Genomic DNA, 13,558 nt, shown 5'->3' with positions numbered 1-13,558 from the left:
GCGGTCCGGCGTACGCCGGGTGGGAACGCCCGTCTCCCTTCGCCGCGCGCCAGTCCGCCACGCGGTGCTGTCCGTCGTCCGGGCCCCTCGCACCCGCCGCCCTCCCGGTGGTCCGGGGTCAGGACGGTCGCGCCGCCCTGCCCCCGCTCCGGCCCGGTGGCTGGGGATGAGGAGCCGTCACGGTTGCTCCTCCCCCCGGATCACGGCGAGCACTCCTGGCAGGTCCTCAGGTTTCACGAGAACGTCACGGGCCTTGGAGCCCTCGGTGGGGCCGACGATGTCCCGGGACTCCATGAGGTCCATCAGCCGGCCGGCCTTGGCGAAGCCGACGCGCAGTTTGCGCTGGAGCATCGAGGTGGAGCCGAACTGGGTGGAGACGACCAGCTCGGTGGCCTGGCAGAGCAGGTCGAGGTCGTCGCCGATCTCCTCGTCGATCTCCTTCTTCTTCTGACCGCCGACCACCACGTCGTCCCGGAAGACCGGCGTCATCTGCTCCTTGCAGTGCTTGACGACCTCGGCGACCTCCTCCTCGGTGACGAAGGCGCCCTGCATCCGGGTGGGCTTGTTGGCGCCCATCGGCAGGAAGAGCCCGTCGCCCTTGCCGATGAGCTTCTCGGCGCCGGGCTGGTCGAGGATGACCCGGCTGTCGGCGAGCGAGGAGGTGGCGAAGGCGAGCCGGGAGGGCACGTTGGCCTTGATGAGGCCGGTGACGACGTCGACGCTGGGCCGCTGGGTGGCGAGGACCAGGTGGATGCCGGCGGCCCGCGCGAGCTGGGTGATGCGGACGATCGCGTCCTCCACGTCCCGGGGCGCCACCATCATCAGGTCGGCCAGCTCGTCCACGATGACCAGCAGGTACGGGTAGGGCTGCAGCTCGCGCTCGCTGCCCTCGGGGGTCTTGGCCTTGCCGCTGCGCACGGCCGCGTTGAAGTCGTCGATGTGCCGGTAGCCGAAGGCGGCCAGGTCGTCGTAGCGCAGGTCCATCTCGCGGACCACCCACTGGAGCGCCTCGGCGGCCCGCTTGGGGTTGGTGATGATCGGCGTGATGAGGTGCGGGATGCCCTCGTAGGCGGTCAGCTCTACGCGCTTGGGGTCGACCAGGACCATCCGCACGTCCTCCGGCGAGGCCCGCATCATGATCGAGGTGATCAGGCAGTTGATGCAGGAGGACTTGCCGGAACCGGTGGCTCCGGCGACCAGGATGTGCGGCATCTTGGCGAGGTTGGCCATCACGTAGCCGCCCTCGACGTCCTTGCCGAGGCCGACCAGCATCGGGTGGTGGTCCTCGGCGGCGTCGGCCAGGCGCAGCACGTCGCCGAGGTTGACCATCTCGCGGTCGGTGTTGGGGATCTCGATGCCGACGGCGGACTTGCCCGGGATGGGGCTGATGATCCGCACGTCGGGGCTGGCGACGGCGTAGGCGATGTTCTTGGTGAGCGCGGTGATCCGCTCGACCTTCACGGCCGGGCCGAGTTCGATCTCGTACCGGGTGACCGTCGGGCCGCGGGTGAAGCCGGTGACGGCCGCGTCGACCTTGAACTCGCTGAAGACGGTGGTCAGCGAGGTGACCACGGCGTCGTTGGCGGCGCTGCGGGACTTGCCCGGTCCGCCGCGCTCCAGCAGGTCTATCGAGGGCAGCGCGTAGGTGATGTCCCCGGAGAGCTGCAGCTGCTCGGCCCGGGGCGGCAGCGGCCTGCTCTCGTCGACGGGCGGCGCCTTGGTGAGATCCGGTACGGAACCGGAGTCCTGGCTCCCGGTGGTCCTGCGGCGGCCGGGCGTGGGCCGGGCAGGCTCCTCGGAGCCGGTGGTACGCGCCGGGGGCACCGGGGAGGTGGCGGGCTCGCGCTCGGTGGTCACGCCCTGGGTGAGGTCGGCGACGAGCGGGGAGGGCGGCATGCCGTGCAACACGGCCCCGTCCAGGGCGGCGGCCGCCTCGGCGGCGATGTCGACCGCGTCGCGCCCGGTCCGCTCGGCGGCGGCCTTGCGCGGGGCGCGGCGCCGGGCGGGCCTGGCCGGGGCCTCGTCCGCCTCGTCGTCGGCCCCGGGGCGGCGCCGCGCGTCGGGCAGCGCCTCGCGCCACTGCTCCTCGTAGCGGGCGTCGTCGTCGCTCGCGCCGGCCGGGGCGGCGATCAGGCCGAGGCGGCGGCCGAGGGTGCGCAGCCGCTGCGGGATGGCGTTGACCGGCGTGGCGGTCACCACGAGGAGCCCGAAGACGGTGAGGAGCAGCAGCAGCGGGACGGCCAGCACCTCGGTGACGGTGAAGATCAGCGGCGTGGCCGAGGCCCAGCCGATGAGGCCGCCGGCGTCCTGGAGGGCGGCGGTGCCGTCACCGCGCGCCGGCGAGCCGCAGGCGATGTGGACCTGGCCGAGGATGCCGATGACCAACGCGGAGAGGCCGATGACGATCCGCCCGTTGGCCTCGGGTTTCTCGGGGTGGCGGATCAGGCGCACCGCGACGGTGCCCAGCAGCAGCGGCACCAGCAGGTCGAGGCGGCCGAAGGCACCGGTGACCAACATCGCCACGAGGTCGCCGACGGGGCCCTGGAGGTTGGACCAGGTGCCGGCGGCGACGATCAGGGCGAGGCCGAGCAGGAGCAGGGCCAGGCCGTCCTTGCGGTGGGCGGGGTCGAGCCCCTTGGCACCGCGTCCTATGCCGCGGAAGACGGCGCCGACACCGTGGGCGGCGCCGAGCCAGACGGCGCGTACGAAGCGGTAGAGGCCGGGGGCGGGCGCGGGCCTGGGCGGCGGCTTGCGGGCCGCCGCCTTCCTGGCGGGCGCCTTCTTCCTCACCGGCGGTTTGGCCGCGGTCTTCTTCGCCGGTCCCCCGGAACGCCCCGCGCCGCGCGCCGAGGACGGTGATCCCTTGCCGGAGGTACGTGAGGCCATGGTGGTGAGGTTACCGGTGCGGGGCGGACGGGACACGTGCGCCCGGGGCTTCACCCGTCCGTGTCGCTCCTGACGCGGCGTCGCCTTGACGGCCGGTCAGCGAGCGGGCCGGGGCCAGGTGACAGGCCCCGCCCGGCTCAGCCTTGCGGCGGCAGGACGGGGGCCGTACCGCCCGAGGTCGGGTCGATGGCGTCCAGGGCCCTGCGCAGACCGGTGAGTTTGCGTTCGAGGTGGGCGGCGGTGGCGACGGCGGCGGCGTCCGCCGACTCGTCGTCCAGCTGTTTGGAGAGCGCCTCGGCCTGCTCCTCGACGGCGGCGAGCCGGGCGGACAGCTCGGCGATGACACCGGTCGGCTCACTCTGGCCGTCGCGGCCCTCGACCTGGATGCGCAGCAGTTCCGCCTGCTCGCGGAGTTTGCAGTTCTTCATGTACAGGTCGACGAAGACCGAGACCTTGGCCCGCAGCACCCACGGGTCGAAGGGCTTGGAGATGTAGTCGACCGCGCCGGCCGCGTACCCGCGGAAGGTGTGGTGCGGACCGTGGTTGATCGCGGTGAGGAAGATGATGGGGATGTCCCGGGTCCGCTCCCGGCGCTTGATGTGGGCGGCGGTCTCGAAACCGTCCATGCCCGGCATCTGCACATCCAGCAGGATGACCGCGAAGTCATCCGTCAGCAGCGCCTTGAGCGCTTCCTCCCCGGACGACGCCCGGACCAGTGTCTGATCGAGCGCGGAGAGAATGGCCTCCAGCGCCAGCAGATTCTCCGGCCGGTCGTCGACCAGGAGGATCTTGGCCTTCTGCATCCTGGCCCGCCCTCCTCGCCCCGGCATGGGGCTTCCTTGATCCTGCGGACGTGGGGAAGCACCGGGGCCTGCCCCGGGGGACGACTCCCTTGCGTCGTCCGTCCTTGTGCCGGTCATGGTAGCCGCACCCCGCTCTTCGCCACACCCTGTCACCGCGATGTCACTTGTACGTAAGCGCAAACGCGGCCTGGCCCCGGAAGGTTCCCCGTCCGGCGGGACGCGCCGGCGCCACGTCCCGCCACGGTACGCCCCGCCGGCCCCAACTCCGCGCCCAGGGGCGGCGGAGGCCGGGGCGCGGCGCGGGCCGGTCAGCCGTCCTGGCTCATCCACCCCTCCATCACGGCCAGCAGGTGGTCGGGGTCGACCGGCTTGGTGACGTAGTCGGAGGCGCCCGACTCGATCGCCTTCTCCCGGTCGCCCTTCATCGCCTTGGCGGTCAGCGCGACGATCGGCAGCCCCGCGAACTGGGGCATGCGGCGGATCGCGGAGGTGGTCGCGTACCCGTCCATCTCCGGCATCATGATGTCCATCAGCACCACGGCCACGTCGTCGTGCTGCTCCAGCACCTCGATGCCCTCGCGGCCGTTCTCGGCGTAGAGGACGGCCAGGCCGTGCTGTTCGAGGACGCTGGTGAGGGCGAAGACGTTCCGGATGTCGTCGTCGACGATGAGCACCTTCTGGCCGTCGAAGCTGACCGGCTCGCGCGCCGGGCGCTCCTCCGGCGGCGCGTCCAGCGGCCGGCCCGGCGAGGTGGTGCGGGGCTGCGCCTGGCCGGCGCCGCCGTCCGTCCCGGCCGCCGTCTCCTCCGCGGCCCTGCGGCGCCGGCGGAAGAGGGAGACGGGCCCGTTGCGGGTGTCCTTCAGCGGCTCCGTGGGCACCGGTTCGGTGCTCTGCGGCTCCTGCCCGGCGGGGAGTTCACCCTTGGGCTCGACGGCCGGGGCGAGCTGCGCGTACCCCTGCGGGGGCAGCTCGGCCGGGTGCAGCGGCAGGTAGAGCGTGAAGGTCGAGCCGCGGCCCGGTTCGCTCGCGGCGTGGATCTCGCCGCCGAGGAGGCGGGCGATCTCCCGGCTGATGGAGAGGCCGAGGCCGGTACCGCCGTACTTGCGGCTGGTGGTGCCGTCGGCCTGCTTGAACGCCTCGAAGATGACCCGCATCTTGCCCGAGGCGATGCCGATACCGGTGTCGGTGACGGAGAAGGCGATGAGGTCGGCGTCGGCGTCGGCCAGCGAACCGGCCTCCAGCAGCTGCTCCCTGATCGCGTCGGGGACGTCGGCGGCGGCCGGCCGGATGACCAGCTCCACGGCGCCGCTGTCGGTGAACTTCACCGCGTTGGAGAGCAGGTTGCGCAGGACCTGGAGGAGCCGCTGCTCGTCGGTGTGGAGGGTGGCGGGCAGCTCCGGGGAGACCCGGACGGAGAAGTCCAGGCCCTTCTCGGCGGTGAGCGGCCGGAAGGTGGCCTCGACGTAGTCGACCAGCTGGACCAGGGCGATCCGGGTCGGGCTGACGTCCATCTTGCCCGCCTCGACCTTGGAGAGGTCGAGGATGTCGTTGATCAGCTGGAGCAGGTCGGAACCGGCCCCGTGGATCGTCTCGGCGAACTCCACCTGCTTCGGGGAGAGGTTCCCCTCGGCGTTGTCGGCGAGCAGCTTGGCGAGGATCAGCAGCGAGTTGAGCGGGGTGCGCAGCTCGTGCGACATGTTGGCCAGGAACTCCGACTTGTACCGCATGGAGACGGCGAGCTGCTCGGCGCGCTCCTCCAGCACCTGCCGGGCGTCCTCGATCTCGGTGTTCTTGACCTCGATGTCGCGGTTCTGACGGGCCAGCAGCTCGGCCTTGTCCTCCAGTTCGGCGTTGGACGCCTGGAGCGCCTTCTGCCGGACCTCCAGCTCCTCCGAGCGGTCCCGCAGCTGCTCGGTCAGCTCCTGCGACTGCTTCAGCAGCTCCTCGGTCTTGGTGTTGACGCTGATGGTGTTGACGCTGGTCGCGATCATCTCGGCGAGCTGGCTGAGGAAGTCCCGCTGGATGTGGGTGAACTGCTGGAAGGCGGCCAGCTCGATCACGCCGAGCACGGTGCCCTCGAAGAGCAGCGGCAGCACGATCACATGGGCGGGCGGCGCCTCCCCGAGCCCCGAGGCGATCTTCAGGTACCCGGAGGGCACATGGTCGACGAGGATCGTCCGCTTCTCCTGCGCGGCGGCCCCGATCAGCGACTCACCGGGCTTGAAGGCGGTCGGCATCGACCCCATCGAGTAGCCGTAACTCCCGATCATCCGCAGCTCGTACGCGTTCTCGCGGGCCTCCGCCGAGAGGTCCGGGTCCTCCTCGGTGGGCGCGGCGATGAAGAACGCGCCGTGCTGGGCCGAGACCACCGGGGTCAGCTCGCTCATGATCAGCGAGGCGACGTCGGTGAGGTCGCGGCGGCCCTGCATGAGACCGGAGATCCGCGCGAGGTTGCCCTTGAGCCAGTCCTGCTCCTTGTTGGCGAGGGTGGTGTCGCGCAGGTTGGTGATCATCGTGTTGATGTTGTCCTGGAGCGCCTGGATCTCGCCGGCCGCGTCCACGTCGATCTTCAGCTGGAGGTCGCCGCGGGTCACCGCGGTGGCGACGGCCGCGATGGCGCGCACCTGGCGGGTGAGGTTCTGCGCCATCTCGTTCACCGACTCGGTGAGGTCGCGCCAGGTGCCGTCGACGTCGCGGACCCGCGCCTGGCCGCCGAGCTGGCCCTCCGTACCCACCTCGCGGGCCACCCGGGTGACCTGCTCCGCGAAGGAGGAGAGCTGGTCGACCATGGTGTTGATGGTCGTCTTCAGCTCCAGGATCTCCCCCCGGGCGTCGATGTCGATCTTCTTGGTGAGGTCGCCCTTGGCGATGGCGGTGGTGACCATCGCGATGTTGCGGACCTGGCCGGTGAGGTTGGAGGCCATCGAGTTCACGGACTCGGTGAGGTCCTTCCACGTCCCCGAGCTTCCCGGCACGCGGGCCTGGCCGCCCAGGATGCCGTCGGTGCCCACCTCGCGGGCGACGCGGGTCACCTCGTCGGCGAAGGACGACAGGGTCGTCACCATGGTGTTGACAGTGTCGGCGAGCTGGGCGACCTCGCCGCTCGCCTCGACGGTGACCTTCTTGGTCAGGTCGCCGTTGGCCACGGCGGTGGCGACGTGGGCGATGTTCCGCACCTGGCCGGTGAGGTTGTTCGCCATCGTGTTGACGTTGTCGCTCAGGTCCTTCCAGATGCCGGTGACGCCCGGCACCCGCGCCTGACCGCCGAGGTTGCCCTCGGTACCCACCTCACGGGCGACCAGGGTCACCTGCTCGGCGAAGTTGGAGAGCTGGTCGACCATCGTGTTGACGGTGGTGACCAGTTCGAGGATCTCGCCCTTGGCGTCGACGGTGATCTTCTTCGAGAGGTCGCCGCGCGCCACGGCGGTGGTGACCTCGGCGATGTTGCGGACCTGCATGGTCAGGTTGTTGGCCATGCTGTTCACCGACTGGGTGAGGTCCTTCCAGGTGCCGGAGACCCCGTCGACCCGCGCCTGGCCGCCGAGGATGCCCTCGGTACCGACCTCGCGGGAGACCCGGGTGACCTGCTCGGCGAAGGCCGAGAGCTGGTCCACCAGGGTGTTCAGGGTGTTCTTCAGCTCCAGGATCTCGCCCCGGGCGTCCACGTCGATCTTCTGCGACAGGTCACCCCGGGCGATGGCGGTGGCCACCTGGGCGATCTGGCGGACCTGCGCGGTGAGGTTGCCGGCCATGCCGTTCACCGAGTCGGTCAGGTCGCGCCAGACGCCTGCCACGCCGGGCACCTGCGCCTGGCCGCCGAGCCGGCCCTCGGTGCCCACCTCGCGGGCCACCCGGGTCACCTCGTCGGCGAAGGCGGAGAGCTGGTCGACCATCGTGTTGATGGTGTTCTTCAGCTCCAGGATCTCGCCGCGGGCGTCCATGCCGATCTTCTGCGAGAGGTCGCCCTGCGCCACCGCCGTGGTGACCTGGGCGATCTGCCGCACCTGCGCGGTGAGGTTGCCGGCCATGAGGTTGACGGAGTCGGTCAGCTCCTTCCAGGTGCCGCTGACCCCGTCCACCCGGGCCTGACCGCCGAGGCGGCCCTCGGTCCCCACGTCCCGGGCCATCCGCGTGACCTGGTCGGCGAAGGAGGAGAGCTGGTCCACCATGCGGTTCACGGTGTTCTTCAGCTGGAGCATCTCGCCGGAGACGTCCACCGTGACCTTCTGCGAGAGGTCACCGTTGGCCACCGCCGTCGTCACCTGGGCGATGTTGCGGACCTGGCCGGTGAGGTTGCGGAACGCGGTGTTGACCGAGTCGGTGAGGTCCTTCCAGGTGCCGGCCGCGCCCTGCACGGTGGCCTGGCCGCCCAGTTCACCCTCGACGCCGACCTCGCGGGCCACCCGGGTCACCTCGGCGCCGAACGCCGAGAGCTGGTCGACCATGGTGTTGACGGTGTTCTTCAGCTCCAGCATCTCGCCGGAGACGTCCACCGTGACCTTCTGCGAGAGGTCACCGTTGGCCACCGCCGTCGTCACCTGCGCGATGTCGCGCACCTGCGTGGTCAGGTTCCGGAAGACCGTGTTGACCGAGTCGGTCAGGTCCTTCCAGGTACCGGCGGCGCCCGGCACGTTGGCCTGCCCGCCGAGCTGGCCCTCGACGCCGACCTCCCGGGCGACGCGGGTCACCTCGTCGGCGAAGGTGCGCAGCGTCTCGGTCATCTGGTTGATGGTCTCGGCGAGTTGGGCGACCTCGCCACGCGCGCTCACCGTCACCTTGCGGGAGAGGTCACCGTTGGCGACGGCGGTGGTGACCTGGGCGATCCCGCGCACCTGCGCGGTCAGGTTGGAGGCCATGAGGTTCACCGAATCGGTGAGGTCCTTCCACACCCCGTCCACCCCGGGCACCCGCGCCTGCCCGCCCAGCTCACCCTCGGTACCCACCTCGCGGGCGACGCGCGTCACCTCGGAGGAGAACGACGACAGCTGGTCCACCATCGTGTTGACGGTGTTCTTGAGTTCGAGCATCTCGCCCGCGACGTGCACCGTCACCTTGCGCGACAGATCACCCCGGGCCACCGCCGTGGTCACCAGCGCGATGTCCCGCACCTGCGCGGTCAGCCGGTACGCCATGGTGTTGACGGAGTCCGTGAGGTCCTTCCACGAACCGGACATGCCCCGCACCTGCGCCTGGCCGCCCAGCTTGCCCTCGGTACCGACCTCGCTGGCCACCCGGGTCACCTCGTCGGTGAACCGCGACAACTGGTCGACCAGGTTGTTGACCGTCCGGCCGACCTTCAGGAACTCCCCGCGCAGCGGATGCCCCGAGCCGTCCGGCGCCTGCGTCCGCAGCTCCATCCGCTGCTCCAGGTCACCGTCGGCGACGGCGGAGAGTACCCGGCCGACCTCGGAGACGGGATGGACCAGGTCGTCGACGAGCGCGTTGGACGCCTCGATCGCCGAGGCCCAGGAGCCCTCGCAGACCCCCGTCTCCAGCCGCTCCGTGAGTTTTCCCTCACGTCCGACCGTGCGCCGCACCCGCGACAGCTCTCCGGTCAGATGCAGATTGCGGTCCGCGACCTCGTTGAACAACGCGGCGACCTCGGCCATCACACCGTCGCCGGTCACCGTCAGGCGGCGCCGGAAGTTGCCGTCCCGCATCGCGGCCAGGGCGGACTTCAGGCGCTGGAGCTGGGCCGCGTCCACCTCGACCGTCCCTCCCCTGGAGGCACTTCGGGACCGCCCGCCCTGTCCGCGCGTGGTCGTGCTCCGCGCCGCTGCGCCAGACTCCACCGTGTCCCTCCCGCAAGGGTCGACGTACTGCAGGTTTGCTCGGGCCGTTGCCAGGAGCATTCCCAGTGTTTCACCCCGGCCGAACCAGGCCATAACAGTTCGGCAGCTTCGCACACCGTCCGCACACCCTCCGGACCAAAACCGCGCGACCGGCATCCGCCGGGACCGTGAAGGTAAGTAACCTGGCACCAGGCTGTCCAACCACCCCGGTATGCCCGGCCTGGGCGGTGGCACACGTACGTACGGGCATCGGAGGGGCGGCCGGAGGAATGGGACTGATGTTGCCCGGGGAACAGCCCCCGGCATCCGGGGCCGAGCACCCCGACCACGGGAGCCTGGACCCCGCCGACAACCGCACGAGGAGTTCTGTGATCACGGCGCGGGCCGCCCACACCTTCGAACCGGTCGGACGCTCGGTGGCGGCCGCCCGCGCCTTCGTCCGCGACACCTTGCAGGGCTGGGGCTTCGGCGACGTCGTGGACGACGCCGTGGTCCTCACCAGCGAGCTGGTCACCAACGCCGTCGTGCACGCCGGCACCGCCGCCGAGGTGGTCTGCCTGCGCTCCGGCGACGGCGTGCGGATCGAGGTGTCCGACCGCTATCCCGAGCGCGAGATCCCGCTCCAGTCCAGCGGCGTGGCGATGGGCAGCCCGGACCGCGAGGGCGGCCGCGGCCTCCAGCTCTGCGCGGCGCTCGCCACCCGCTGGGGCGTCGAGTACTCCCCCGCGCACAAGCACGTCTGGTTCCGGCTCGACCTGCCCGAGCGCCAGGTCGGCACCCGCACCGCCGGCCCCTCGGTCTCCACCGAGCTGCTGCCGCTCGCCGACGAGCGGGTCCGCGTCGCGGTCATCCAGATCGACAGCGAGGGCGCCGTCTCCGCCTGGAACGACGACGCCCAGGAACTCTTCGGCTACCCGGCCAAGCAGATCATCGGCAAGCCGCTGACCGACTACGCCGCGTGGCCGCACACCCCCGGCACCAGCACCGGCATCGCCGAGGCCCTGCGCCTCTCTCGCTGGGAGGGCAGCTACGGCATCCGTGCCGCCGACGGCCGCGTCGTCCCGGTCTACGCCTCCCACCTGCGCGTCCGCGACCCGCAGGGCGAGCCCTCCACGGTCTGCCTGCTGGTCCGCGACGACGAGCGCGCGGTCCTCGCCACGCCGCAGCGCGGCGCCGCCCCGGAGTCCGCGCACCGCGCCGACGGCCAGAGCACCGACCCGTTCGAGACGTTCATCGGCTCCCCCGCCCCGGACGACCTCGACGGGCTCCTCCAGCGCACCGTGGAACGCTCCCGCGACATGCTCGACGGCGACGCCGCCTTCCTGCTGCTCGCCACCGACGACGAGACGGAGCTGGAGGTCCGCGCCACCACCGGGCTGCCCTCCGCCCGCCAGCGGTTCGCCCGCGTCCCGGTCGACACCGGCTCCGGCCGGTACGGCACGGCCCGGATGCCCGCCGTCCACGAGGACCTGAGCGCCGTGCCGGGCGCCGTGCCGCTGCTCAACGGCACCGGGATGCGCTCGGTGGTGACGGTCCCGCTCAAGGTCGAGGGGCGCCTGACCGGCTCGCTCGGCGTCGCCGCGGAGGGCGCGGGCCGCTACTCCAACGAGGAGGCGCTGCGCCTGCAGTTCGCCGCCGACCGGATCGCGCTGGCCGTCGAGTCGGCCCGCCTCGGCGAGGCGTCCGACCTGCTGGCCGGCACCCTCGACCGGGACCAGACGCTGGCGCTGATGGCCCAGATGACGGTCCCGACCCTGGCCACCTGGTGCGCCGTCTACACGATCGCCGACACCGCCTCCGAGCCGTACCTCTCCTACGTGCTGCACGAGGACGAGGAGCGCATCGACGGCCTGAAGGCGCTGCTGGGCCGCATCGACCCGCCCGAGCCGGTACCCACGCCGGGCGCGCGGATCTGGCCCGCCCCGGCGCGCGCAGCGCACGAGGCGGCGCTCGAAGCCTCCGTCCGGAGCCTGGACGACGAGCCGCACCACCTGGGCTCGGGGATCGGCTCGACCCTCACCACGGCGGCCTCCGTCGGCGGCGAGACGGTCGTCCTGCCGCTGGTGGCCCGCAACCGTGTCATCGGCATGCTGGTCCTCGGCAAGCCCTCCGAGGACCACTTCCGCCAGGAGAACCTGGAACTGGCCGAGGACCTCTCCCGTCGGGCCGCCCTGGCCCTCGACAACTCCCGCCTGTACTCGGAGCGGATGGCGATCAGCCAGTCCCTCCAGCGCAGCCTGCTCCCGCCGGACATGCCCGAGGTACCGGGCGTAGAGGTCGAGGTCATCTACCGCGCGGCCGGAGAGGGGAACGAGGTCGGCGGCGACTTCTACGACCTCTTCACCATCCCCGACGGCGCCTACGGCTTCGCCATCGGCGACGTCTGCGGCACGGGCCCCGAGGCGGCCGCCGTCACCGGCCTCGCCCGCCACGCACTGCGCCTGCTGGCCCGCGAGGGCTACAGCGGCCCGGCCGTCCTGGAGCGCCTCAACAACGCCATCCTCGACGAGGGCGAACGCAGCCGTTTCCTCACCCTGCTCTACGGCGAGCTGCGCCCCCAGGAGGACGGCAGCGCCCTGCTGAAGGTGGTCTGCGCCGGTCACCCCCTCCCGCTGCGCCTGCGCCAGGACGGCTCCGTCGAGGCGGCCGCCGAACCCCAGCCCCTCCTCGGCGTCATGGACGACCTGGAGCTGTACGAGCAGACGGTGCGGCTGGAGCCGGGCGACGTCCTGCTCTGCGTCACCGACGGCATCACGGAGCGCCGCGAGGGCAGCCGGATGCTGGGCGACGACGGCCTGGCGGAGGTCCTGAAGGGCTGCACGGGGCTGACGGCCGGCGCGGTCGCGGCCCGGGTGATGCGCGCCGTCGAGCGGTTCGCCGCCGATTCCCCGTCGGACGACATGGCCATCCTGACGATGCGCGTCCCCGAACCCCAGCGGAACTGAAATCCGAGGGGCCGGTTCCCGCCGGCCCCTCTCCGCCCCGGCTCCCACCTCACGCACACACGAGAAAGGCCCCCGCCCAATGGGCGGGGGCCTTTTCGTTGAGCCCCAAAACGGAATCGAACCGTTGACCTTCTCCTTACCATGGAGACGCTCTGCCGACTGAGCTATTGGGGCCGGCTGCTGCTTTTCGCGGTGTTCCGCGTTGGCAACGAGAAGAAGCATACCTGAATTCGAGCGCCCCTCGCACCACCCCCAGCAGCCGGAACTCAGGCCGGCTGCAGCAGCCCGCCCAGCGCGTTGCACGCCGACACCAGCCGGTGCAGCCCCCGCCGTTCCGCCACCGGTACGAGCGGCAGCGCCAGGGTGTCGTCGGCGGCCCGCTCGGTCTCCAAAAGCCGTACGTCGCGCCAGTGCTCGGCGGTACGGTGCAGCGGCGTCTTGACCGGCACGGAGCAGGCGACGCCCTTGGCCCGCAGCGCCCGCGCGAAGGCGTCCCGATCGGGCCGGCCGTTCCCCGGCACCCGCACCACGTACTGCGTGTAGGTGTGGTCCCGGTCCTTCTCAGGCGTCCCGACCCCGCGAAGCCGCTGGTCGAGGTGGTCGGCGGCCCGCCTGCGCTCCGCCACGTCGACGGGCTCCCCCACGGCGTCCCGCTCCTCCAGCACCAGCAGCCCGTGCCGCTCCCCGTGCCCCCTGAGCTGCCACAGAGGCGCGGAGCGCCCGAAGCGGTGCACGGCGACGATCGCGGCGGTACGGGGCCCGGTGACGGCGGCCACGGCCTCGGCGTCCAGGCAGTAGGAGTGCGGGTCGATGTCGGCGAACACCGGCAGCGCGCCGGCGGCGACCACGGCTCCCGCGACGTCGGCCCGTCCGAAGGCCGGCACCACGACCTCGTCGCCCCGCCCGATTCCCGCGGCCCTCAGCATCTTCTCTGTCCCCATGCCGCACATGCTGGCGGCGGACGGTGAACGCGAGGTGACCGAAATCAAAAAAGTGGTGGTCCCCGGACCGAAATCCGGGGACCACCACTCTGAATAATAGTTCGGCGGCGTCCTACTCTCCCACAGGGTCCCCCCTGCAGTACCATCGGCGCTGTAAGGCTTAGCTTCCGGGTTCGGAATGTAACCGGGCG

Annotated in this window: 5 protein-coding genes, 1 tRNA gene and 1 rRNA gene; 1 reads left to right on the top strand and 6 read right to left on the bottom strand. The window is 71.5% G+C overall.

Annotation, left to right across the window (positions count from 1 at the left end; genetic code table 11):
- Positions 1-177: 177 nt before the first annotated feature.
- The 3 genes from IF45_RS0130145 to IF45_RS0130135 form a co-directional block, all read right to left on the bottom strand.
- Entirely contained in the window at positions 178-2,940 is a 2,763-nt protein-coding gene (locus IF45_RS0130145; RefSeq protein WP_030310723.1) for a DNA translocase FtsK, read from the bottom strand.
- An 83-nt stretch (positions 2,941-3,023) separates the two neighbouring features.
- Positions 3,024-3,689, bottom strand: coding sequence for a response regulator (locus IF45_RS0130140; protein ID WP_003951225.1), 666 nt, complete (start codon positions 3,687-3,689; stop codon positions 3,024-3,026).
- 308 nt (positions 3,690-3,997) lie between these two features.
- Positions 3,998-9,394, bottom strand: a complete 5,397-nt coding sequence (locus IF45_RS0130135; protein ID WP_030310721.1) for a HAMP domain-containing protein — start codon at positions 9,392-9,394, stop codon at positions 3,998-4,000.
- Positions 9,395-9,759: 365 nt separating this feature from the next.
- Here IF45_RS0130135 and IF45_RS0130130 point away from each other — a divergent pair, with 365 nt between their 5' ends.
- Positions 9,760-12,426: a SpoIIE family protein phosphatase gene (locus IF45_RS0130130; protein ID WP_078842956.1), complete on the top strand. Its 2,667-nt coding sequence runs from the start codon at positions 9,760-9,762 to the stop codon at positions 12,424-12,426.
- Positions 12,427-12,527: 101 nt separating this feature from the next.
- On the opposite strand, the gene IF45_RS0130125 is transcribed toward IF45_RS0130130, so the two are convergent.
- The 3 genes from IF45_RS0130125 to rrf all read right to left on the bottom strand — a co-directional run.
- Positions 12,528-12,600, bottom strand: a tRNA-Thr gene (locus IF45_RS0130125).
- 92 nt (positions 12,601-12,692) lie between these two features.
- Positions 12,693-13,352, bottom strand: coding sequence for a DegT/DnrJ/EryC1/StrS family aminotransferase (locus tag IF45_RS0130120; RefSeq protein WP_030310717.1), 660 nt, complete (start codon positions 13,350-13,352; stop codon positions 12,693-12,695).
- A gap of 114 nt (positions 13,353-13,466) precedes the next feature.
- A 5S ribosomal RNA gene (gene rrf, locus IF45_RS32005) occupies positions 13,467-13,558 on the bottom strand; the annotation flags it as partial.

Source organism: Streptomyces albidoflavus, assembly GCF_000719955.1.
GTDB classification, from domain to species: Bacteria; Actinomycetota; Actinomycetes; order Streptomycetales; family Streptomycetaceae; genus Streptomyces; species Streptomyces albidoflavus.
The sequence above is the reverse complement of the archived record's forward strand: the minus strand, read 5'-3'. Positions and strand labels throughout refer to the sequence as shown.

Bases quoted from the DNA above. Each gene is read 5' to 3' on its own strand.
- IF45_RS0130120 (WP_030310717.1), bottom strand. From the start codon at position 13,352: ATGCTGAGGGCCGCGGGAATCGGGCGGGGCGACGAGGTCGTGGTGCCG.
- IF45_RS0130140 (WP_003951225.1), bottom strand. From the start codon at position 3,689: ATGCAGAAGGCCAAGATCCTCCTGGTCGACGACCGGCCGGAGAATCTG.
- IF45_RS0130130 (WP_078842956.1), top strand. From the start codon at position 9,760: ATGTTGCCCGGGGAACAGCCCCCGGCATCCGGGGCCGAGCACCCCGAC.